This window comes from Caballeronia cordobensis, assembly GCF_001544575.2.
In the GTDB taxonomy this organism is placed as follows: Bacteria; Pseudomonadota; Gammaproteobacteria; order Burkholderiales; family Burkholderiaceae; genus Caballeronia; species Caballeronia cordobensis.
Genome location: NZ_FCNY02000001.1, coordinates 49,582 through 71,199, shown reverse-complemented (window position 1 = coordinate 71,199; position 21,618 = coordinate 49,582). Strand labels below are relative to the sequence as shown.

Here is a 21,618-nt window from a genome sequence, read left to right as displayed (position 1 = left end):
ATACGATGAGCGAATTTCCTCTCTCCGAAACGCGCCTTCGCCTGATGGACGAGGCGGCGACCTATCGCGATCAGATGCTGCAAAGCGCCGGCGCGACAGTGATACCCGTATGGGAATGCGGGCGCGGCCATCACTGGGACACCGCGCTCGACATCGCGCAGAACGTGCGCTGCATGAACTGCGCGTCCGAGCGGATGACCCTGGAGACGAAGCGCCTGCGCGAAGTGGCGCGTGTGCGCGGCGGCATGCTGCTCTCGAGCAGCTATGTGGACGCCGCGACGCCCCTGCGCTGGCAATGCGCCTACGGTCACGTCTGGGAAGCGCGTTCCGATGCGGCGTCGCGTCGCTGGTGCGCCGAATGCGCGCGGACGGTGTTCGCCGCCTATCGCTGATCCCGGTTCCGCCGTCGCCGGGAGCGCGTGCGCGAAACGACGAACCGTGCCTCGACGCAAAAAGAAAAAGCCGGCGAATGCCGGCTCTTGAACTTCTTTGTCGGGACGATGGCTTCCTTCACCTGCGACTCGCCGCGTCGTTGGCAAAAACTCGCGCTTTGATTCTTGTTGTTGCGCTTTGCTTTCACCCACACCGCGGCAGAGTGCCGCCCATCCTGTTTTTCGGTCTCTCAGCGCGTTCTGCTGCTTCCCCCCGTGCGCTGGAACAGAGTATTGCGAACCTTGCGTCGTAACAATGTACGTTCGCAAACACATTCGCAATTTGATCAGCCTATTGGGGGAAAGCCCTGATTCGCAATCGATATTTCAGCCTGCCGACGACACGGCTTGCGCGCGTCCGATGCCCGAGCGCAGGTTCGCCGCGACGAGCGATTGCGTGACCATGCTCGCCTCCGCCTGCGCGATATGTTCGAGCGTCGCGTCGTCGAGTTGCGCCGCAAAGAGGTCGAGCGCCTCGCACAGCACGGCATGTTCGTCCGGGCTCAACGACCACGCCGCTTCCGCCGCATGGCGCGCATCGAGCGCGACGAGCGCTTCATGCGCGAGCGTGATCTCGTGACCAGCGTCCGGCGCATGGCCGAGCTGACACAACTCCTCGGCAACGAGCATGTGACGGCAGAGCGTCATGAAAAGCGGCTGCGATCCCTGTCCGCGATGAAACGCATCGAGCGCCACATAGCATTGCAGCAGCATCGCGTCGATCATCGGCTCGCGCGCCGTGCGGCTATAGGTCAGCGCGCGCAAGAGCGGCGACATCGCCGTACGGCTGGACTTCTTGTTCGTCGTCTTTTTCTTCACGACAGTGCTCCCGAAGCTATGCGGATTGGTGCGTTGAACGTGGGAAACATCATCGCACCGGAAAATTAGCCGTGTCTTAAGGCGCGTCGCCGCGTGCTCAGGCGGGCGTCAGCGTCTCGCCGGACACATGCACTTTCTGGCCGACCGCCACGCCGGGCGCGGTCTCGTAATTGAAGCTGCGCACGCTGCCGTCGTTCATGCGGACCTGCACCTGATACGTCGTCGCTTTGTGGACCACGCGCTCGATCTGATTGCCCGCGAGTCCGCCGCCGATCGCACCGATGATCGTCGCCGCCGTGCGCCCGCGGCCGTTGCCGATCTGCGTGCCCGCGAGCCCGCCCGCCACCGCGCCGCCGATCGCGCCCAGGCCGGTCGTCGGCTGCGCGGTCTGCACGGCGTTCACGGCGGTCACTTCGCCGGCGTAGGGATCGTAGGCGGGCGCTGCGGCCGGTGTGTAGGACGTGTTCTGAGCGGGCGCGGGCGCGGGCCGGTGAACCGGCGTCGGATGATGTCCGCGCACGGCGCGCGGCAGCGATGCGGCTTCCTGCGCCGGGGCCTGCGCCGAAGCCTGCGTCACGGGCTTGGTCGTTTGCACATCGACGAGCGGCGAGGCCGTGACCGCGGCGGCCGTTGCCGTCGCTTTCGACAAGGGCAGCAGGCCCGTCATGGCCGCGATACCCGTTCCGCACGCGAGGATGACCGACACGGCGGCCGCCGCGACGAGCGGATGAATGCGGGACGGCTTCGTTTGAATCTCGGTAGCGACGTTCATGGCAGCGACTCCTGTGGATGCCTGTCAGCTATAACGCCGCGCGACGCGCACGGTGGACGCGCCGGCTGTGACATTTGTAAGCAAAAGTCGCGGCATCTCGCGTCACGAATCGGCTAAGGGTGAATACATATGTTGTTCGGTATTTTGAAATGGCAACATATGTATCATTCCATCCGAAAAGGAAATGCCATGCACTCCACGCCGCTCGCCGCATCCGTCGTCGCGTTCGCCGCGCTTTCGCTCGTCGCGGGCGCAAGCCATGGCCAGGAGGGCCAGGGCACGCTCGCCAAGATTCAGCACGTCAATCTGATCGCGATCGGCCATCGCGAAACGTCCGTGCCGTTCTCTTATGTCGATGCGAACAACGATGTCATCGGTTTTTCGCAGGACTTGTGCAACAAGGTGATCGACGCCGTGAAGGCGAAGACGAAGCATCCGGACTTGCGCGTGCGCTTCATTCCGGTCACGTCGCAGAACCGCATTTCACTGGTGCAGAACGGCACGGTCGATCTCGAATGCGGCGTGACGACCAATCTCACGTCGCGGCAGAATCAGGTCGCGTTTTCCGACACGTTTTTCGTCGCGACGACGCGCCTGCTCACGAAGAAGGATTCGGGCATCAAGGATTTTCCCGATCTCGCAGGCAAGACGGTGGTCACGAATCAGGGCACGACGTCCGAGCGCATTCTTCGAAAGATGAACGAAGAGAAGAAGATGAACATGAGCATCATCAGCGCGAAGGATTACGGGGAAGGGCGCGCGACGCTCGAAACCGGGCGCGCGGTGGCTTACATGATGGACGACGTGCTGCTCGCCGGCACGCGCTCGCTCACGGCGAAGCCTTCGGACTGGGTGATCGTCGGCACGCCGCAGTCGTCGGAGGCGTACGGGTTCATGCTGCGAAAGGACGATCCCGAATTCAAGAAGCTCGTCGACGACGCCATGGCCCAGGTGATGAAAAGCCCCGAGATCAGGACGATGTACGACAAGTGGTTCATGAAACCCGTGCCGCCGAAGAACATCAACTTCGATTTCCCCATGAGCGAGACGATGCAGAAGCTCTACGCCGAGCCTAACGACAAGGCGTTCGAGTGACCGTCATTCGGCGAAGGGCAAACTGGTTTGCCCTTCGGCGCGCATGCCGAAGGTATTGAGCGTCATGGCGACGAGCGCGTAATAGCCCAGCAGGCCGACGAGATTCACCACCACCGTATGACCGAACCGCGCGACGGCGGCGTCGAACGTCGCGTCGCTCACGCGTTTCGTTTCATAGAGCTCGGCCGCGAAATCGTGGATGAGCTTGTCGTCGGCATCGGCGAAGACGGGAGTCTGGCTCGTGCGCAATGCTTCGGCGAGTTCGGCGGGCAGGCCGGCATCCAGCGCGATCGGATGATGAATATGCCATTCCGCCTGCGAGCGCCAGCGCGCCGCGGTCACGAGAATCGCAAGTTCCGAGAGGCGCAGCGGCAGGCCCGTGTTGTAGCGGCAGAACGCGCCGAGCTTCTGCGCGTTCTGCGCCAGGTCCGGACTGAAGATCCAGCCGAGAAACGGACCGTTGAGATTGCCGCGCGGGCCGCTCAGGATGTCCTGCAGCACGGCCTTTTGCGCATCCGAAGCCTGCGCGATGTCGAAATCGGGAAGTCGCTTTTTCATGTTCGTTCTCAGCGGATGAGCGCAAGCGCGCCGTCGATCGCATCGGACAGCCGCTCGACGATGGTTTCGATTTGCGCGCTCGTCGTGATGAACGGCGGTGCGATGAGCACGTGATCGCCGATCCGGCCGTCGACCGTGCCGCCCATCGGATAGACCATGAGGCCGCGTTCCATCGCCTCGCGCTTGATGAGCGCGTGAAGCTTGTGCTTCGGATCGAACGGCGTCTTGCTCGCGCGATCCTGCACGAGCTCGACGCCGGTGAAGAGGCCGCGCCCGCGCACGTCGCCGATGTACGGATGATTCGCGTGCCGCTCGCGCAACAGCGCGCGCAGTTGCTCGCCGCGCGCCTTCACGTTGTCGAGCAGCTTGTCTTCTTCGATGACCTTCTGCACTTCGAGCGCCGCCGCGCAGGCGGTCGCGTGCCCGATATAGGTATGACCGTGCTGGAAGAATCCCGAGCCGCCGACGATCGTATCGAAAATTTCGTTGCTGACGAGCGTCGCGCCGATCGGCTGATAGCCCGCGCCAAGCCCTTTCGCGATGGCGAGAATGTCGGGCGCGACGCCGTCTTCCTCGCACGCGAACAGATGGCCGGTGCGGCCCATGCCCGACATCACTTCGTCGAGAATCAGGAGCACGCCGTATTGGTCGCAGACCGCGCGGATCTTGCGGAAGTACTCGCGCACCGGCGGCACCGCGCCCGCCGTTGCGCCGACCACCGTTTCCGCGACGAACGCCGCGACCGACTCCGGCCCGAGTTCGAGAATCTTCGCTTCGAGTTCGTCGGCGAGACGCTGCGCGAAGGCTTCATCGCTCTCGCCGGCCTGCTGCTCGCGATACGCGAAGCAGGGCGTGACGTGATGCGCTTCGATGAGGATCGGCAGGAACGGCTCGCGACGCCATGCGTTGCCGCCGATTGCGAGCGCGCCGAGCGTGTTGCCGTGATAGCTCTGCCGCCGCGCGATGAAATGCCGCCGCTCGTGCTCGCCCTTTTCGACGAAATACTGGCGCGCGAGCTTGAGCGCCGCTTCCATCGCTTCGGAGCCGCCGGACACGAAATACACGTGGCCGAGATTTTTCGGCGCGTGTCCGACGAGAAAATCCGCGAGTTGTTCGGCGGGTTCGGTCGTGAAGAACGACGTGTGCGCGTAGGGCAGTTTCTGCACCTGGCGCTGGATGGCCTCGATCACGCGCGGATGGCTGTGGCCGAGACACGAGACGGCTGCGCCGCCGCACGCGTCGATATAGCGCTTGCCGTCCGAATCGACGATCTCGATGCCGTCGCCACGCACGGCGACGGGAAGCCTGGCGCGCGGCGCGCGATGAAATACCGTGGTCATGATGCCCTGCCTTTTAAGTGCGCGCACAACACGCGATGTATAATTCTAGACTAAAAACAACATATGTTGTCAAGTGCGCGTGTTGGCGACCCGGCTCGCGCGCGGCGGGAAAAACGCGGTCGGCTAGTTTGCCGCGTAGGCGCCCTGCGAGTGGAGCGCGGCTTCGGCCTGTTCCAGATTCGCGATGGCGTCCTTGCCTTCGAGCGCGAGCAGTTGCGCGACGAGCATCTCGGCGAGCGCCGAGGCCGCGACGAGCGACGGAAAGAACGAGGGCGACTCGTGCGAGAAGATCAGCGTGTGATCCGCGTTCAAGGCGATGGGCGACACGGCGCTGTCGGTGAGCGCGATGAGTTTCGCGCCGCGCTCGATCGCCGCCTGCGCGACGCGCACCGCTTCGACGGAATACGGCGCGAAGCTCACGACCACCACCGCGTGCCGTTTCTCGATGCCGCGCAATTGCATTTCGAGCGTGCCGGCTTCGCCCGAGATCAGGCTCACGGAGGGGCGAAACAGCCGATAGCCGTAGAGCAGGCCGAATGCCACGGGATAGCACGAACGAAAGCCCGCGACGTGGATCTGCGGCGCCTTCTTCAAGGCCTTGGCCGCTTCGATGACGCTTTCGGCATTTTGCGCCAGCGTGAGTTCGAGGTTGTGCGCCTGGGCGCTGGCCAGGTCGCGGCTCAGATGGTTGTCCGCGCCGCCTTTGACGAGCGAGCGCGCGCGGGCCGTCAGCGGCTCGGGGCGCGTGCGCACGCGGCTCACGAAGATTTCGCGCAGCTCGTTCCAGCCGGGAAAACCGAGCTGCTGTGAGAGACGGACCATGGCGGCGGGCTGGACTTTCGCGCGCTCGGCGACCTTGCGCATCGAGAGGACGGCGACTTCGTCGGGATAGTCGAGCAGGAATGCGGCGCCGGCCTGGAATTGCGGGCTCAGGTCAGGGAAGCGGTCGCGGATGGTCGCGGCGAGTTGGTCGAAGGTGGGCACGTTTGGCTCGTGAAGGGCGCAGCGGATTGCGCTATTTAAACACGGGGTGGGTGGTCGAACGGCGTTTGATGGCTCTGCCTGGAGCGGGAGCGGCTTCTTGACTGACGTCAAACGCATGGCCGAATTTTGATCCGAAGAACCTCCGACGAATCGGAAAATAGTGTTCCGATAGCTATCTGCGCCACCGGTACGAGATATAGTTCTGCGCTCGCACCGTTGCTCGACGGCAATTTCTTTTTTGTAAAAAACTAAGGATAACGATTTAGTTTTCGGAGTAAGTCGTAGCGCAAACACAAATATCAACATTTCGCACGACATACCTGAACGAGTGCATATCGTGCGAGCTCAGCGTTGACCTTCCGCCGAGAAGCGTCGACTGAGAACATTCCATCGCATTGTTTATGAAGCTCAACAAAAGGCTCGCGGCCCTTCCGCTCACAGCCCTCGTATCCCTTACGTCCAACGCGCAAGTCGGTCCGACGCCCGCCGACGAAGCCGCAGCCGCGCGCGCCAACGCCGAACAAAACCAGCAGATTCAGCAACAACGCGAGGCGCAGCAGCGCGAAGCCGCTGTGCAGGCGCCCGCCGTGCGTTCGAGCGTCTCGGAGAAGGAGACGTATCCCGAATTGCCGCAGGAAGCGCCATGCTTTCGCATCGACTCGTTCGTGCTCGACGTGCCGGCGACGTTGCCCGAAGCCTTGCGCGCCAAAGGCGCATCGGCGCTGCCGCTCGACCCGTTCGCGTTCGCGCGTGACTGGCTCGCGCACTACGCGGGCCAATGTGTCGGCAAGAACGGCGTGAATCTGCTGACCAAGGGATTGCAGCAAGTGATCCTGAGCCGCGGCTACATCACGACGCGCGTGCTCTTGCCCGAGCAGGATCTGTCGCGCGGCGTGCTGAAGGTTGCGCTCGTGCCGGGCGTGATTCGCAATGTCCGTTTTGCCGAACCTGTGTCGTGGGGAACCTGGAAGAGCGCCTTTCCGACGAGACCCGGCGATGTGCTCGATTTGCGCGATCTGGAGCAGGGGCTTGAGCAGATGAAGCGCGTCTCGAACCAGGACGTCGACATGAAGATCGAGCCGACCGACATCCCCGGACAGAGCGACGTCGTGTTGACGCTCAAGCGCACGAAGCCCTGGTCGCTCGTCGCTTCGGTCGATAATTCGGGCAGCCGCGCCACGGGCAAACTGCAAGGCAATCTGAGCTTCGGCCTGAACAATCCGCTCGGCTTGAACGACGTGCTGACGCTCGGCGCGAATCAAGACCTCCAACTCGCCGACAAGGCCCTTGGCTCGCACGGATTCAACGGCGCCTATTCCGTGCCTTGGGGTTACTGGACAGCCACGCTGTTCGGCAACACCAACACGTACTACCAGCAGATCGCGGGCGTGAATCAGACGTTCGTCTCCAGCGGCAATTCGCAGACGGCCGGTTTCAAGCTGGCGCGCGTGCTGCGCCGAAGCCAGAACGACGTGCTCGGCGCATACGCTCAACTGTCGAAGCGTTTCGGCGCGAGTTTCATCGACGACACAGCGATCGAGCTGCAGCGGCGCAACAACACGTTCCTCGAACTCGGCATGACGGACCGCCACTACTTCGGCGGTGCGCAGTTCGACGGCACGCTCGCGTATCGGCAGGGCATCGGTGCATTCGGCGCGACGCCGGACCCGTCGCTGCCGCCCGATCCGGCAATCGCGCCCACGCCCGCAACGAAGCCGGACGGACCGACGTATCGTTTCCATATGGCCGTGCTCGACATGAATGTGTCGGTGCCGTTCGCCGTGGCGAATCAGGCGTTGCGCTACGTGACGACGTTTCACGGTCAGTACACGAACGACACGCTGTTCTATCTCGACGATCTGACCATCGGCAGCCGCTACACGGTGCGCGGTTTCGATGGCGAACATATGCTGGCGGCCGAACGCGGCTTCTACTGGCGCAACGAATTGCAAGCGCCGATCGGAAAGACCGGGCAGTCGCTCTATGCGGGCATCGATTATGGTCGCGTGTTCGGACCGAACACCGCGTTTCTGGCGGGCACGCAGCTCGTAGGCGCGGTCATCGGCATTCGTGGCGGCGTGCCGTTGAAGGCGGTCGGCGTGAGTTACGAGTTGTTCGCCGGCACGCCGCTCTACAAACCGTCCGGATTTCCGACGGCTCGTGTGACGGTCGGCTTCCAACTGACGGCGCAGCTTTGAGCCGTCGTGCGTCGCGTGCCCATCCGGCGCGCGGCGCCGCTCGGGGACTAGACTGGAATAGGGAAGGGATAGGGCGCGAGGCGAAAAAAAAGCGGCTCACATTGCTGTGAGCCGCTTTCCACATCTGGTGGCGAATCAGGGACTCGAACCCCGGACCTGCGGATTATGATTCCGTCGCTCTAACCGACTGAGCTAATTCGCCGAAAGAAGACGAGATTATGGCGAGCAGTGAACGCGCTGTCAACCCCTTCCACGCGATTTGTTAAAAGCTCGCCAAACCCGCGCCGATCAATCCTCGTGATAGACATTCGACTTGCGCGTGTCCTTCACGAACAGCATGCCGATCACGAACGTAATGAGCGCGATCACGATCGGATACCACAAGCCCGAGTAGATATCGCCCTTCGCCGCGACGATCGCGAACGCCGTGGCCGGCAGGAAGCCGCCGAACCAGCCATTGCCGATGTGATACGGCAGCGACATCGACGTATAGCGGATTCGCGCCGGGAACATCTCGACGAGCATCGCCGCGATCGGGCCGTACACCATCGTCACGAAGATCACGAGGATCGTCAGGATCACGATCGCCATCGGCCAGTTGATGAGCGCCGGGTCCGCCTTCGCCGGATAGCCCGCGCTCTTCAGCGTGCCGGAGAGCGTCTTGTCGAACGCCGCGCCTTGCGCCTTCGCATCGGCGGCCTTGCCGTCATAGGTGTTCACCACCGTTTCGCCGACCTTGATCTGCGCCTGCGTGCCCGCCGGGGCCGCCACGTTCTCGTAGTTCAAACCGGCCTTCGACAGCGCGCTCTTCGCGATATCGCACGAGCTCGTGAACTTCGCCGTGCCCACCGGATTGAACTGGAACGAGCACTCGTCCGGATTGGCGATCACGACGATCGGCGATTTCTGCGTCGCGGCTTCGAGCGTCGGGTTCGTGTAGTGCGCGAGCGCCTTGAAGAGCGGGAAGAAGCTCAATGCGGCGATCAGGCAGCCCGCCATGATGATCGGCTTGCGCCCGATGCGGTCCGACAGCGAACCGAAGAACACGAAAAACGGCGTGCCGATCAGAAGCGCCACGGCGACCATGATGTTCGCGCTGGTGCCGTCGACCTTGAGCGTCTGCGTAAGGAAGAAGAGCGAATAGAACTGGCCCGTGTACCACACGACCGCCTGGCCCGCCGTCAGACCGAAGAGCGCGAGCAGCACGATCTTCAGGTTCTTCCACTGGCCGAACGCTTCCGTGAGCGGCGCCTTCGACGTCTTGCCTTCGGCCTTGATGCGCTCGAACACCGGCGATTCGTGCAGCTTCATGCGAATCCACACGGAAATCGCGAGCAGCAGGATCGACACGAGGAACGGAATGCGCCAGCCCCACGCGCTGAACTGCTCTTCGCCCATGATCGTGCGCACCGCCAGAATCACGATCAGCGAGATGAAGAGGCCGAGCGTCGCCGTCGTCTGGATCCATGCCGTCCACGCGCCGCGCTTGTTCGAAGGCGCGTGTTCCGCGACGTAGGTCGCAGCGCCGCCGTACTCGCCGCCGAGCGCGAGGCCTTGCAAGAGACGCATCGCGATGAAGATGATCGGCGCCGCGATGCCTATCGTCGCGTAACCGGGCAAAAAGCCGATCAGAAACGTCGACAGACCCATGATCACGATCGTCACGAGGAACGTGTACTTGCGCCCGACCATGTCGCCGAGCCGCCCGAACACGATCGCGCCGAACGGCCGCACCGCGAAGCCCGCCGCGAAGCCGAGCAGGGTGAAGATGAAGCCGGCCGTCGGGTTGACGCCTGAAAAGAACGTCTTGCTGATGTAGACGGCGAGCGAACCCGCCAGATAGAAGTCATACCACTCGAACACCGTGCCGAGCGACGAGGCGAAGATGACTTTCTTCTCCTCCGACGTCATCGGTGCGTGCGAAACGCGCCCCTCAACCGTAGCCATGTATCGTCTCCTGATTTGATATTCGAATACGACGGTCCGCGGCAACGCGGCTCCGGTGCATGGATTATTGGAACGAAAACTTACGGCGTTCTGACGCGTCGCGCGGACGGCGAGATCACAGCGAAAAACGCGAACTTACGCGAAATTGCCGCAAAGCTGATTCGAACGATCGTTTAAATTCGTTTAAGTTCGTTCTTCGCGCGTGGTTCTTCGCCGCACTCCGCGCCTGCGCTCAGGGTTTGTCCCGGGCAGGAAAAACCCGCTGCAGGCTGACGCGGACGAGCGTTCCGGCAAGGCGCGGGTTCTCCTGATACACGTGATCCTCGATCGCGAGCGCGCCGCCGTGCATCGCCGCGATCTCCTTGACGATTGCGAGGCCGAGACCGCTGCCGTCGCCCTCGCGACCGAGAATGCGATAAAAACGCTCGACCACGCGAGCGCGCTCCGCCGGCGGGATGCCGAGGCCGGTGTCTTCCACTTCCAGATGCACGAGATCGAGATCGTTCTCGTCGGTCCGCACGCGCACGGTGATGCGCCCGCCGGCTGGCGTGTAGCGGATCGCGTTGTCGATCAGGTTCGAGAGCATCTCGCGCAGCATGACGACGTTGCCTTCCACGTCGACCGGAAACGGCGGTTCTTCATAGCCCAGGTCCATGCGCTTCGCGAGCGCGGCCTGCACCCAGTCGCGCACGGCGAGCCGCGCGAGCGTCGTCAGCTCGATGCGCGAGAAGATCTGTCCCGTCGCGCGATTCTCCGCCCGCGCGAGCGCGAGCAGTTGCGTGACGAGGCGCGCGGCGTGCTCGGAGCTCGTCGCGATCTGTTCGAGCGAGCGCTGCACTTCCGCCGACACGTCCTGTCGCATCGCCAGTTCCGCCTGCATGCGCAGGCCCGCGAGCGGCGTTTTCATCTGATGCGCGGCATCGGCGATAAAGCGTTTCTGAAACTCCATGTTCTGTTCGAGGCGCGTGAGCAGATCGTTGAACGACGCGACGAGCGGCGCGATCTCCGGCGGCGCGCGGTCGGCTTCGAGCGGCGAGAGATCGTCGGGGCGGCGCGCGCGGATATTCGACTGCAGCGCGTGCAGCGGCGCGAGCCCGCGCGAGAGCCCGAACCACACGAGGATGATCGCGAGCGGCAGGATCACGAACTGCGGCAGGATCACGCCCTTGATGATGTCGTTGGCGAGCTGGCTGCGCTTGTCGAGCGTCTCGGCGACCTGCACGAGCACCGGCTGCGCATTGTCGGGATCGCGTCCGGGCACGAGTCCGGGCAGATCGACGGTCGTGTAAGCGACGCGAATGTCGTTGCCGCGCAGAACGTCGTCGCGAAATTCGACGATGCCCGGCTGCGGACGGTCGTCGTCATGCGGCAAAGGCATGTCGCGGTCGCCGCCGACGAGTTCGCCGCGCGTGCCGAGCACCTGAAAGAACACGCGATCGACGTTATCGGCGCGCAGGAAATCGCGCGTTGCGTCGGGCAGCCGCAATTCGGCGACGCCGTTGACCGGCTGGATCTGACGCGCGAGCACGTAGGCATCGGCTTCGAGCGCGCGGTCGAACGGCCCGTTCGCGATCGACTTCGCGACCAGATACGTCACTGCGATGCTCATCGGCCAGAGCAGCAGAAGCGGCGCGAGCATCCAGTCGAGAATCTCGCCGAAGAGCGAGCGCGGATGCGCTTCGTTGTCGGGCTCCAGCTCGTCGGGCGGCGCGAACGGATTGGCGTAACGGGCGTCGCGTTCGGCGTCGGAATCGGCGTTCGCTTCTTCTTTTCGATGAGCTTCCGTGGACGCGTGCGACGCCATGCGGCTTACTTATAGTGATGGCTGGCGGTTTCGACGCTCGCCCCGCTGGATGGCGCGACAGCCTTCTCCAGCGTATAACCCAGGCCGCGTACCGTGATGATCTTCGCGCCGCTCGGCTCGATCTTCTTCCTCAGCCGATGCACATAGACTTCGATCGCGTTGTTGCTGACTTCCTCGCCCCATTCGCATAAATGATTGACGAGCTGTTCCTTCGACACGAGCCGGCCGGTTCGTTGCAGCAGCACTTCGAGCACGCCGAGCTCGCGTGCGGAAAGGTCGATGACCTGATCTCCGATTGTCGCGATACGCCCGACCTGATCGAACGAGAGCGAGCCGTGCTTGACGACGGTCGGACCGCCGCCCGCGCCGCGGCGCGTCAGCGCCCGCACGCGCGCTTCGAGCTCGTTGAGCGCGAAGGGCTTGGCCATGTAATCGTCGGCGCCGAGATCGAGGCCTTTCACGCGCTCGTCGACGCTGTCGGCCGCGGTGAGGATCAAGACGGGCATCTGCGAATTGCGCGCGCGCAGGCGTCGCAAGACTTCGAGGCCGGGCATGAGCGGCAGGCCGAGATCGAGGATCAGCAGGTCGAAGGTCTGCAGGGAGAGCGCGGTGTCCGCCTCGACGCCATGCTTGACATGGTCAACGGCGTATCCCGATTGGCGGAGTGATCGGACGAGACCGTCCGCGAGTATGCTGTCGTCTTCGGCAATGAGGATTCGCATCGTCGTGTGCGCCTTTGTACGCCTTTCGTGCGCGATGAAGCGCATCGGCATTGCCGGCACCGTTCGTCGCCCGGTGCGGCGGTCTCCAGGTGTTTAGTGGTTTTTGCGCGGCGCGCGCAAGCGTGGAAAAAAAGCAGCACCACGCAGTTGCGAGCTTGCAAAAACTACTGTTTTTTTATACAGTGTCTGCGTGAGTGTAAAGGACGGCTTCGAGAAGCTCAATGAGCAGTCGAAAAGCCCGCGAACACTGCCTCAGACGCCGTTCATCATAGCAAAGGACGATTCATGGAAGAAAGCAAGAAAGGCCCGGCTGGAATGACTGCGGACAAGAGCAAGGCCCTGGCCGCCGCGCTCTCGCAGATCGAAAAGCAATTCGGCAAAGGGTCGATCATGCGGCTCGGCGCGGGTGAGGCGGTCGAAGACATTCAAGTGGTGTCCACCGGTTCGCTCGGCCTGGACATCGCGCTCGGCGTCGGCGGCTTGCCGCGCGGCCGTGTGGTGGAAATCTACGGTCCCGAGTCGTCGGGCAAGACCACGCTCACGCTGCAAGTGGTCGCGGAGATGCAGAAGCTCGGCGGCACCGCGGCGTTCATCGACGCGGAACACGCGCTCGACGTGCAGTACGCGGGCAAGCTCGGCGTGAACGTGCCGGAACTGCTGATCTCGCAGCCGGACACGGGCGAGCAGGCGCTCGAAATCGTGGACGCGCTGGTGCGCTCCGGCTCCATCGACATGATCGTCATCGACTCGGTCGCGGCGCTCGTGCCGAAGGCGGAAATCGAAGGCGAAATGGGCGACTCGCTGCCGGGTCTGCAAGCGCGTCTGATGTCGCAGGCGCTGCGCAAGCTCACCGGCTCCATCAAGCGCACGAACTGCCTCGTCATCTTCATCAACCAGATCCGCATGAAGATCGGCGTGATGTTCGGCAACCCGGAAACCACCACGGGCGGTAACGCGCTGAAGTTCTACTCGTCGGTGCGTCTGGATATCCGCCGCATTGGTTCGATCAAGAAGAACGACGAAGTCATCGGCAACGAGACGCGCGTGAAGGTCGTGAAGAACAAGGTGTCGCCGCCGTTCCGCGAAGCCATCTTCGACATTCTTTATGGCGAAGGCATCTCGCGTCAGGGCGAAATCATCGATCTCGGCGTGCAGGCGAAGCTGGTCGACAAAGCGGGCGCCTGGTACAGCTACAACGGCGATCGCATCGGTCAGGGCAAGGACAACGCGCGGGAATTCCTGCGCGAGAATCCGGACATCGCGCGCGAGATCGAGAACAAGATCCGCGAATCGCTGGGTGTGGCCGCATTGGGCGAGACGGTCGTCGCGGGCGCTGAAGCGGCCGACGGCGAGTAAGCGTCGAGCTTGAAGGACGATGCAGACGCGCCGCTCCGGATCGAAGGCTGATACGGCGGATCAAGGAACCGGCGACGGCTCCGACTCCGCCGACCGCTACGAACGAAGCAGCGAGCGGCGTGGCGCATCGTCGAAGCAGGGCAGATTCAAGCGCAGTGACAAGGAACGCGCCGACGCGGAGCCATTCGCGTCGGCGCGTCGCGTTTCTGGCGCGGTTCTCGGTGAGACCGTCGACGGGGCGCGAGGCGCGTCCGGCTCCCAGACGAATGCAGACGACCGGTCAGCGCGGCTCGAACAAGCGCGCGCATTGCTCAAGCAGGCGACCGCGCAACCCAAGGCGCCAAGCATCAGCAGTGCGCCCGCCGAGTCCGCAAGCAACATCGACAAAGCGGACTTCACACCTTTTACGGACCCATTCGAAGAAGCCGATCCCTTCGAGCCCTTCGAACAATGCGCGCCGGCAGCACCCGCACGCGAGGAAACGGTCTACAGCCGCTCCAGCCAGCGCACGCGCAAAACCTCGGCAAGCGAAGCCAACAATCCCCGACGTCCGCAACGCTCGCTCAAAGGGCGCGCGCTCGCGTTCCTGTCGCGGCGCGAATACAGCCGCGCGGAACTGTCGAGGAAGCTGCGCCCGTACGTCGAAGAAGCCGGCTTGCTCGAAACCCTGCTCGACAGCCTGGAGCGCGATGGCTGGCTGTCGAACGAACGCTTCGTCGAGAGCGTCGTGCATCGGCGGGCTTCGCGCATGGGCGGCAGCAGGATCATTAGCGAACTGAAGCGCCATGCCGTCGGCGACACGCTCATCAGCGAAACCGCCGACAAGCTCGCGCAGTCCGAAACCGCGCGCGCGCAGGCCGTCTGGGAAAAGAAGTACGGCGTATTGCCCGAAACGCCCGCCGAACGGGCCAAGCAGGCGCGCTTTCTGGCCGCGCGGGGTTTCTCGGGCGGCACGATCGGCAAAATTCTGAAGGGCGGCGAGGAAGACTGGACCGACGAGCCCATCGACGATTGAGCGCCGCGCCCGTTGCTCGCCACGGCCCGATCTGCACGCACGTGCCTTTCGTCAGGCGCATGCCCGGCCAGGAATACCCAATATGCTAAAATTGCACGGTTTTCCCCGTACCGGCTCACTCCCAGCATGCCTCTTTCCCCTCCCGCTTCCCGACAGCTGCGTCATCGTCGCGCGATTCGGCTGGAAGCGTTCGAGCGCGAAGACGGCCTCTGGGACATCGAAGCCTGTCTAACCGATGAGAAGCCGCGCGACGTTCGACTCGCGGCGGGCGTCCGGCCCAACGGCCTGCCGATCCATGAACTCTGGCTGCGCATCACCATCGACCGCAAGCTCACCATCGTCGACGCCGAGGCGTCGTCCGACTGGACGCCCTATGGCGGTCAGTGCGCCGAGTCCAATTCCGCCTATCGCCAGCTCATCGGCCTCAATCTGCTCCAGAGTTTTCGCCGCGAAGCCAATAAGGTATTGCGCGGCACGGCCGGCTGCACGCATCTCACCGAGTTGTGCGGCGTCCTCCCGACCGCGGCCGTCCAGGCATTCGCCGGCGACGTCTGGAAGATCGAGGACGGCAATCCCTTCAAGCGAACTGACGAAACGAGCCCCGGCGCGGCCGCGCCTCAGGACGAGCCGCCGTTTCAGCTCGGCCGGTGTTACGCATTGCGTTTCGACGGCCCCGCGGTCAAGGAGCATTACCCGCGCTGGTTCGATTACGCGCCCGCGGACAAGACAGACTCACCGACAGCGGTGCAGGACAGGCCGGAGACATAGCCCGATTCATCGCGCGTGAGCAGCGCTCGCGCGTACGCACGGCATTCGAAAAAAAAGAATCGAAGAATCAGCGGTTCAAGCAAACAGAAGTTCACTCCAACTCTCAGACTGAAGGAATCACGCATGAAGATTCACGAGTACCAGGGTAAGGAAATCCTGCGGAAATTCGGCGTCGCGGTCCCGCGCGGCAAACCCGTGTTCTCGGTGGATGATGCGGTCAAGGCCGCGGAAGAGCTGGGCGGCCCGGTCTGGGTCGTCAAGGCGCAGATCCACGCGGGCGGCCGCGGCAAGGGCGGCGGCGTGAAGGTCGCGAAGTCGATCGAGCAGGTCCGCGAATACGCGAACCAGATCCTCGGCATGCAGCTCGTCACGCACCAGACCGGCCCGGAAGGCCAGAAGGTGAACCGCCTGCTGATCGAAGAAGGCGCTGACATCAAGAAGGAACTGTACGTCGGCCTCGTGCTCGACCGCGTTTCGCAGAAGATCGTCGTGATGGCGTCGAGCGAAGGCGGCATGGACATCGAAGAAGTCGCGGAAAAGACGCCGGAACTGCTGCACAAGTTCGCCGTCGAGCCGTCGACGGGTCTGCAGGACAAGGACGCCGACGACCTCGCACGCAAGATCGGCATTCCGGACGCATCGATTCCGCAAGCGCGCGCGATCCTGCAGGGCCTCTACAAGGCGTTCTTCGAAACCGACGCATCGCTCGCGGAAATCAACCCGCTGATCGTGACCGGCGACGGCAAGGTCATCGCGCTCGACGCCAAGTTCAACTTCGATTCGAACGCGCTCTTCCGTCATCCGGAAATCGTCGCGTACCGCGATCTGGACGAAGAAGATCCGGCTGAAGTCGAAGCGTCGAAGTTCGACCTCGCGTACATCTCGCTCGACGGCAACATCGGCTGTCTGGTGAACGGCGCGGGTCTGGCGATGGCGACGATGGACACCATCAAGCTCTTCGGCGGCGAACCGGCCAACTTCCTCGACGTCGGCGGTGGTGCGACGACCGAGAAGGTCACGGAAGCCTTCAAGCTGATGCTGAAGAATCCGAACCTGAAGGCGATTCTGGTGAACATCTTCGGCGGCATCATGCGCTGCGACGTGATCGCGGAAGGCGTGATCGTTGCGTCGAAGGCGGTGGACCTGAAGGTGCCGCTCGTCGTGCGCATGAAGGGCACGAACGAGGACCTCGGCAAGAAGATGCTGGCCGACTCGGGTCTGCCGATCATCTCGGCGGACAGCATGGAAGAAGCCGCACAGAAGGTCGTCGCGGCAGCCGAAGGCAAGTAAGCGCGTTCGCTTGACGAGCCTAAGAGAGCGTTCCACCAGATACGAATGGCGGCGCAAAGCCCAGGCTTTGGCGACGCCAAACGAACAGAGGTCACTACATGTCGATTCTGATCAACAAAGACACGAAGGTCATCACGCAGGGCATCACCGGCAAAACCGGTCAGTTCCACACGCGCGCCTGCCGCGAATACGCGAACGGCCGTGAAGCCTACGTCGCGGGCGTGAACCCGAAGAAGGCCGGCGAAGACTTCGAAGGCATTCCCATCTACGCGTCCGTGAAGGAAGCGAAGGCCGAAACCGGCGCGACCGTTTCGGTCATCTACGTGCCGCCCGCGGGCGCCGCAGCCGCAATCTGGGAAGCCGTCGAAGCCGATCTCGATCTCGCGATCTGCATCACGGAAGGCATTCCGGTTCGCGACATGCTCGAAATCAAGGACCGCATGCGCCGCGAAAATCGCAAGACGCTGCTGCTCGGACCGAACTGCCCCGGCACGATCACGCCGGACGAGCTGAAGATCGGCATCATGCCGGGTCACATCCACAAGAAGGGCCGCATTGGCGTCGTGTCGCGTTCGGGCACGCTGACGTATGAAGCGGTCGGCCAACTGACGGCGCTGGGTCTGGGCCAGTCGTCGGCGGTCGGTATCGGCGGCGATCCGATCAACGGTCTGAAGCACATCGACGTGATGCAGATGTTCAACGACGATCCGGACACGGACGCCGTCATCATGATCGGCGAGATCGGCGGTCCGGACGAAGCGAACGCCGCTTACTGGATCAAGGACAACATGAAGAAGCCGGTCGTCGGCTTCATCGCGGGCGTGACGGCGCCTCCGGGCAAGCGCATGGGCCACGCCGGCGCGCTGATTTCGGGCGGTGCTGACACGGCTGACGCCAAGCTGGAAATCATGGACGCGTGCGGCATCAAGGTCACGAAGAATCCGTCGGAAATGGCGCGTCTCCTGAAGTCGGTTCTCTAATCGAAGCGGGCAAAATACGCGAGGCTTTGGTACTCTTACTGATTCCTTTCGTATAAGCCGACAAAAAGCGAGGGAGCGCTGCTTCCTCGCTTTTTTATTTTTGCCTCATGCTTGAATTCTTCTCGACGCTTCATTGGGGCGCGGTCGTTCAGATCATCGTGATCGACATCCTGCTCGGCGGCGACAACGCCGTCGTGATCGCGCTCGCGTGCCGCAATCTGCCCGATCGGCAGCGCACGCGCGGCATCGTCCTCGGCACGCTCGGCGCGATCCTGTTGCGCGTGGTCTTGATCGCCTTCGCGGTCATGCTCCTCGACGTCCCGTTCCTCAAGTTCGTCGGCGGCGTGCTGCTGCTGTGGATCGGCGTGAAGCTGATGCAGCCGGATCACGACGAGCATCACATCGACGCGTCCGACCGGCTGTGGGCGGCTGTGAAGACGATCGTCATCGCCGATGCCGTGATGAGCCTCGACAACGTGATCGCGATCGCGGGCGCGGCCGAGGCGGCGGACCCGCGTCATCGGCTCGCGCTGGTGATCTTCGGTCTGATCGTAAGCATTCCGCTGATCGTGTGGGGCAGCACGCTGGTGCTGAAGCTGCTCGACCGCTTTCCTGTCGTCGTGCTGCTCGGCGCCGCCTTACTCGGGTGGATCGCGGGCGGGCTGATCATCGACGATCCGTTCATCGACCGTTGGCCGGCGCTCAATACCGACATCGTCGGATATGCGGCGCGCGTGGCCGGGGCGCTCTTCGTCGTCGGGGTGGGCTGGTTGCTCAGACGCCGCGCGCTCGCCGACGGCAATCGCGCGACTGGGTAAATACGCCTAGGCCGTCCGGCCGACTGTCGCTCGTCCCACGCTCTCAATACGATCGAAGCGTCTGTCCGCATTGCGCGGCGGACGCTTTTCGATCTTCTGGGAGCAGCAATGACGACGATGGTGTGTGATGTGAGCGTGCCGCGGCAGCGGTGCGCAGTATGGCTTGGACGTGCGCGGGCAGCGCTTTCGCGCGGCTTCACCCTGATTGAACTGATGATCGTGCTGGCGATCGTCGGCGTGATCGCGGCGTATGCGATACCCGCGTATCAGGATTATCTGGCGCGCAGCCGCGTGGGCGAGGGCATGGCGCTCGCGGCGTCGGCGCGCCTCGCGGTGGCGGAAAACACGGCGAGCGGCGCGGATCTCGCGGGCGGCTATGCGTCGCCGCCGGGCACGCGCAACGTCGAATCCATTCATGTGGACAGCGACACGGGACAAATCACGATCGCCTACACGACGCGCGTCGCGCCGGCCGGGTCGAACACGCTGGTGCTCGTGCCATCGACGCCCGACAACGCCGATACGCCGACCGCGCGCATCGCGCTCAGTCGCGGCACGGTGCAGGCGGGTTCGGTGACATGGGAATGCTTCGCGGGCGCGAAGACCGCATCGTCGCTGCCTGCCCCGGGCGCGGGGCCGCTACCGGCGCTGGCGCCGACCTTGCCGGGCAATCTGGCGCCGCCGGAGTGCCGTGCCTGAGCGTGGAGGAGCGGAGGAGCGCGCATGAAGGCGTGAGGCGTGACGCGCGGCGGCAGGAATTACGGCGCCGCCGCGCGCTCGCACACGTCGTTTTTGCGGGAAAGGCGGCAATTTCGTAGCAAATCCGGCCGTTCGCCGGACAGCCGGGGCAAAGTTTTGTATAGTGCGCCGGTCGCCGACGTTCCCAGTCCCTCATGCCTTCCCAATCGTCCCAATCGTCCCAATACGCGCGCTTTCTCTGTTTTGCCGTTCTGTGCCTTGCGCTGACGTTCCCTTACGCGGTCGTCAACCACACGTATCCGATTCCGACCTTCTACGCCGAGTACAGCGCGCTGGCGCTCTATCTGGCGCTCGGCGCGACGGTCGCGCTGCTCGTGCGCGTATCCGAGCCGAAAGTGCCGTTCGCCTCGCCGGTCGTTGCGCTCATGCCGCTCGCCTTCGGCTTGCTGCTCGTCGCGCAGACGGTGCTGTTGCCGGTCGCCCAGCCGTCGATGAACTGGCTCGGCGGCGCGTTCCTGCTCGCGTCCTTCGTCGCGGTGCATACGGGCTTCGGGCTCGTGCGCGCGGGCCTTGCGGAGAAGACGCTGCGTGTCGCCGCCGCCGCGCTGATGGTCGGCGGCCTGTTCGCGGTCTTCTGTCAGATCGTGCAGTTGCTGCATCTCGAGGTGAAGTTCACGCCGTTCGTGGTCGCGTACAACGTGATGATCGAAAGGCGTCCGTTCGGCAACATGGCGCAGGCGAACCATCTCGCCACCGTCATTGCGTTCGCGCTGGCGGCGGCGTTGTACTTCGTGCAGACGCGGCGGCTGCCGGTGGTGCTGTGGCTGATTCTGTCCACGGTGTATTCGCTCGGGCTCGCGCTCACGGTGTCGCGCGGGCCGTGGCTGCAAACGGCGGTGATCGTCGTCGCCGGATTCTGGATGGCGTTCGTCCTGGGCCGCCCGATCGCGTCGGAAGGCTTCGACGGGCCGGGCCGCCGCGACACGCGCGCGTGGATCGTCCCGATCGTGCTCGCGATCCTGTTCGTCGCCGTCAATGCCGCCGTGCGCTGGGCGAACGTGCGCTACGGATTCGGCCTCGCGCAGTCGGCGGCGGAGCGCATGCAGGACGCCAACCAGATCGCGCCGCGTCTCGCGCTCTGGAAGTACGGCTGGACCATGTTCAAGACGCATCCGCTGCTGGGCGTCGGCTGGGGCGAGTTTCCGCGCTATCAGTTCGATCTCGTGCGCGATCTGGGCGGCGTCGAGATTGCGAACAACGCGCACGACATCTTCATCGATCTGCTCGCGAAGACGGGCGCGCTCGGCGTCGCGATTCTGGTCGCGGGCGTCGTGTTCTGGCTGATTCGCGTGCTGCGCGCACCGCAGGCGCCGGCGCGCATTTTCGCGCTGTCGCTCCTCGGCGTGTTGATGATGCACGCGCTCGTCGAGTATCCGCAGCAGTACATGTTCTTCCTGATGCCGGCGATGTTCATCATCGGTTTGCTGGAGACGCGGCCGTTGCGGCTCGTCGCGCGGCCGCTGTCGTATGGCGTGTATGTCGTGCTAGTGCTGGGCGGGCTCGCGGCCCTCTATCCGACGATGCGCGATTACAACCGCGCGGAAGTGCTGTACTACGGCGCGCGGCCGGCGGAGCAGTATCGCGACGATCCGTCGTTTCTGTTCACGGCATGGGGCGAGTACGGCGCGGCGACGCTCTTGCCGATCAATGCGCAGAACGTCGAAGAGAAGCTCGCGGCGCATCGCAAGGCGATCGCGCTGTTGCCGGGCGAAACCGTTTTGCGGCGCTACGCGGTGCTTCAGGCGCTCGCCGGTCAGAAGGCCGAGGCGCTCGACACGATGGCCCGCCTGAAGATCTTCGCGATGCAGCTGCATGACTGGCCGAAGCAGCTTGCGGCCGTCTACCAGATGGTGGATGAGGCGGGCAAGCCGCTGGAGTCGTTCAAGGCCGATCTGCTGAAGCTGTACGGCATGCCGGCGCAGACGGAGACGCCTGCGGCGGAGGATGAGGACGAGTGAGGAA

Annotated in this window: 19 protein-coding genes and 1 tRNA gene; 11 read left to right on the top strand and 9 right to left on the bottom strand. The window is 63.7% G+C overall.

Annotated elements, in window-relative coordinates:
- The first annotated feature begins 5 nt into the window (after positions 1 to 5).
- Positions 6 to 392 carry a hypothetical protein gene (locus AWB70_RS00295; protein ID WP_053567484.1) on the top strand — a complete coding sequence of 129 codons (387 nt, stop codon included), beginning with the start codon at positions 6 to 8 and terminating at the stop codon, positions 390 to 392.
- Positions 393 to 758: 366 nt separating this feature from the next.
- On the opposite strand, the gene AWB70_RS00290 is transcribed toward AWB70_RS00295, so the two are convergent.
- Both AWB70_RS00290 and AWB70_RS00285 read right to left on the bottom strand, forming a co-directional pair.
- A complete protein-coding gene (locus AWB70_RS00290) occupies positions 759 to 1,250 on the bottom strand; it encodes a hypothetical protein (protein ID WP_082378027.1) in 492 nt (163 codons plus the stop codon).
- 97 nt (positions 1,251 to 1,347) lie between these two features.
- Positions 1,348 to 2,022, bottom strand: coding sequence for a glycine zipper 2TM domain-containing protein (locus tag AWB70_RS00285; protein WP_053567485.1), 675 nt, complete (start codon positions 2,020 to 2,022; stop codon positions 1,348 to 1,350).
- 189 nt (positions 2,023 to 2,211) lie between these two features.
- Between AWB70_RS00285 and AWB70_RS00280 the strand changes: the two genes are divergently transcribed.
- Entirely contained in the window at positions 2,212 to 3,117 is a 906-nt protein-coding gene (locus AWB70_RS00280; protein ID WP_053567486.1) for a glutamate/aspartate ABC transporter substrate-binding protein, read from the top strand.
- 3 nt (positions 3,118 to 3,120) lie between these two features.
- On the opposite strand, the gene AWB70_RS00275 is transcribed toward AWB70_RS00280, so the two are convergent.
- The 3 genes from AWB70_RS00275 to AWB70_RS00265 form a co-directional block, all read right to left on the bottom strand.
- On the bottom strand, positions 3,121 to 3,675 hold the full coding sequence (locus AWB70_RS00275; protein ID WP_053567487.1) for a carboxymuconolactone decarboxylase family protein: 555 nt from the start codon (positions 3,673 to 3,675) through the stop codon (positions 3,121 to 3,123).
- Between the two features lie 8 nt (positions 3,676 to 3,683).
- Positions 3,684 to 5,015 carry an aspartate aminotransferase family protein gene (locus AWB70_RS00270; RefSeq protein ID WP_053567488.1) on the bottom strand — a complete coding sequence of 444 codons (1,332 nt, stop codon included), beginning with the start codon at positions 5,013 to 5,015 and terminating at the stop codon, positions 3,684 to 3,686.
- 123 nt (positions 5,016 to 5,138) lie between these two features.
- Positions 5,139 to 5,999 (bottom strand): MurR/RpiR family transcriptional regulator, encoded by an 861-nt coding sequence (locus tag AWB70_RS00265; RefSeq protein WP_053567489.1) that lies wholly within the window; start codon positions 5,997 to 5,999, stop codon positions 5,139 to 5,141.
- 401 nt (positions 6,000 to 6,400) lie between these two features.
- Between AWB70_RS00265 and AWB70_RS00260 the strand changes: the two genes are divergently transcribed.
- On the top strand, positions 6,401 to 8,197 hold the full coding sequence (locus tag AWB70_RS00260) for a ShlB/FhaC/HecB family hemolysin secretion/activation protein (protein ID WP_053567490.1): 1,797 nt from the start codon (positions 6,401 to 6,403) through the stop codon (positions 8,195 to 8,197).
- Positions 8,198 to 8,322: 125 nt separating this feature from the next.
- On the opposite strand, the gene AWB70_RS00255 is transcribed toward AWB70_RS00260, so the two are convergent.
- The 4 genes from AWB70_RS00255 to AWB70_RS00240 form a co-directional block, all read right to left on the bottom strand.
- Positions 8,323 to 8,399, bottom strand: a tRNA-Met gene (locus AWB70_RS00255).
- An 86-nt stretch (positions 8,400 to 8,485) separates the two neighbouring features.
- Positions 8,486 to 10,144, bottom strand: coding sequence for an MFS transporter (locus AWB70_RS00250; protein WP_053567491.1), 1,659 nt, complete (start codon positions 10,142 to 10,144; stop codon positions 8,486 to 8,488).
- Between the two features lie 232 nt (positions 10,145 to 10,376).
- Complete coding sequence (locus AWB70_RS00245) at positions 10,377 to 11,948, bottom strand: sensor histidine kinase (RefSeq protein ID WP_053567492.1); 1,572 nt, start codon at positions 11,946 to 11,948, stop codon at positions 10,377 to 10,379.
- A 5-nt stretch (positions 11,949 to 11,953) separates the two neighbouring features.
- Positions 11,954 to 12,670 (bottom strand): response regulator transcription factor, encoded by a 717-nt coding sequence (locus tag AWB70_RS00240; protein ID WP_053567611.1) that lies wholly within the window; start codon positions 12,668 to 12,670, stop codon positions 11,954 to 11,956.
- Between the two features lie 285 nt (positions 12,671 to 12,955).
- Between AWB70_RS00240 and recA the strand changes: the two genes are divergently transcribed.
- From recA to AWB70_RS00200, 8 genes are all read left to right on the top strand, one after another.
- Complete coding sequence (gene recA / locus AWB70_RS00235; protein ID WP_014190524.1) at positions 12,956 to 14,026, top strand: recombinase RecA; 1,071 nt, start codon at positions 12,956 to 12,958, stop codon at positions 14,024 to 14,026.
- 19 nt (positions 14,027 to 14,045) lie between these two features.
- On the top strand, positions 14,046 to 15,041 hold the full coding sequence (gene recX / locus AWB70_RS00230) for a recombination regulator RecX (protein ID WP_053567493.1): 996 nt from the start codon (positions 14,046 to 14,048) through the stop codon (positions 15,039 to 15,041).
- A gap of 126 nt (positions 15,042 to 15,167) precedes the next feature.
- Entirely contained in the window at positions 15,168 to 15,809 is a 642-nt protein-coding gene (locus AWB70_RS00225; protein ID WP_053567494.1) for a DUF2889 domain-containing protein, read from the top strand.
- Positions 15,810 to 15,917: 108 nt separating this feature from the next.
- Positions 15,918 to 17,099, top strand: coding sequence for an ADP-forming succinate--CoA ligase subunit beta (sucC, locus tag AWB70_RS00220; protein ID WP_309243196.1), 1,182 nt, complete (start codon positions 15,918 to 15,920; stop codon positions 17,097 to 17,099).
- Positions 17,100 to 17,197: 98 nt separating this feature from the next.
- The gene (gene sucD, locus AWB70_RS00215; protein WP_053567495.1) at positions 17,198 to 18,079 is read left to right on the top strand and encodes a succinate--CoA ligase subunit alpha; all 882 of its coding nucleotides are present in this window, start codon (positions 17,198 to 17,200) and stop codon (positions 18,077 to 18,079) included.
- 107 nt (positions 18,080 to 18,186) lie between these two features.
- Entirely contained in the window at positions 18,187 to 18,897 is a 711-nt protein-coding gene (locus AWB70_RS00210) for a TerC family protein (RefSeq protein WP_053567496.1), read from the top strand.
- Positions 18,898 to 19,005: 108 nt separating this feature from the next.
- Positions 19,006 to 19,596 (top strand): pilin, encoded by a 591-nt coding sequence (locus AWB70_RS00205; RefSeq protein WP_075644197.1) that lies wholly within the window; start codon positions 19,006 to 19,008, stop codon positions 19,594 to 19,596.
- A gap of 194 nt (positions 19,597 to 19,790) precedes the next feature.
- Positions 19,791 to 21,614 carry a PglL family O-oligosaccharyltransferase gene (locus AWB70_RS00200; protein WP_053567497.1) on the top strand — a complete coding sequence of 608 codons (1,824 nt, stop codon included), beginning with the start codon at positions 19,791 to 19,793 and terminating at the stop codon, positions 21,612 to 21,614.
- The last annotated feature ends 4 nt before the right edge of the window (positions 21,615 to 21,618 follow it).

Excerpts from the sequence above, each read along its gene's own strand:
- AWB70_RS00295 (WP_053567484.1), top strand. The coding sequence starts at position 6 with ATGAGCGAATTTCCTCTCTCCGAAACGCGCCTTCGCCTGATGGACGAG.
- AWB70_RS00285 (WP_053567485.1), bottom strand. The coding sequence starts at position 2,022 with ATGAACGTCGCTACCGAGATTCAAACGAAGCCGTCCCGCATTCATCCG.
- AWB70_RS00280 (WP_053567486.1), top strand. The coding sequence starts at position 2,212 with ATGCACTCCACGCCGCTCGCCGCATCCGTCGTCGCGTTCGCCGCGCTT.
- AWB70_RS00275 (WP_053567487.1), bottom strand. The coding sequence starts at position 3,675 with ATGAAAAAGCGACTTCCCGATTTCGACATCGCGCAGGCTTCGGATGCG.
- AWB70_RS00270 (WP_053567488.1), bottom strand. The coding sequence starts at position 5,015 with ATGACCACGGTATTTCATCGCGCGCCGCGCGCCAGGCTTCCCGTCGCC.
- AWB70_RS00260 (WP_053567490.1), top strand. The coding sequence starts at position 6,401 with ATGAAGCTCAACAAAAGGCTCGCGGCCCTTCCGCTCACAGCCCTCGTA.
- AWB70_RS00250 (WP_053567491.1), bottom strand. The coding sequence starts at position 10,144 with ATGGCTACGGTTGAGGGGCGCGTTTCGCACGCACCGATGACGTCGGAG.
- AWB70_RS00245 (WP_053567492.1), bottom strand. The coding sequence starts at position 11,948 with ATGGCGTCGCACGCGTCCACGGAAGCTCATCGAAAAGAAGAAGCGAAC.
- AWB70_RS00240 (WP_053567611.1), bottom strand. The coding sequence starts at position 12,670 with ATGCGAATCCTCATTGCCGAAGACGACAGCATACTCGCGGACGGTCTC.
- recA (WP_014190524.1), top strand. The coding sequence starts at position 12,956 with ATGGAAGAAAGCAAGAAAGGCCCGGCTGGAATGACTGCGGACAAGAGC.
- recX (WP_053567493.1), top strand. The coding sequence starts at position 14,046 with ATGCAGACGCGCCGCTCCGGATCGAAGGCTGATACGGCGGATCAAGGA.
- AWB70_RS00225 (WP_053567494.1), top strand. The coding sequence starts at position 15,168 with ATGCCTCTTTCCCCTCCCGCTTCCCGACAGCTGCGTCATCGTCGCGCG.
- sucD (WP_053567495.1), top strand. The coding sequence starts at position 17,198 with ATGTCGATTCTGATCAACAAAGACACGAAGGTCATCACGCAGGGCATC.
- AWB70_RS00210 (WP_053567496.1), top strand. The coding sequence starts at position 18,187 with ATGCTTGAATTCTTCTCGACGCTTCATTGGGGCGCGGTCGTTCAGATC.
- AWB70_RS00205 (WP_075644197.1), top strand. The coding sequence starts at position 19,006 with ATGACGACGATGGTGTGTGATGTGAGCGTGCCGCGGCAGCGGTGCGCA.
- AWB70_RS00200 (WP_053567497.1), top strand. The coding sequence starts at position 19,791 with ATGCCTTCCCAATCGTCCCAATCGTCCCAATACGCGCGCTTTCTCTGT.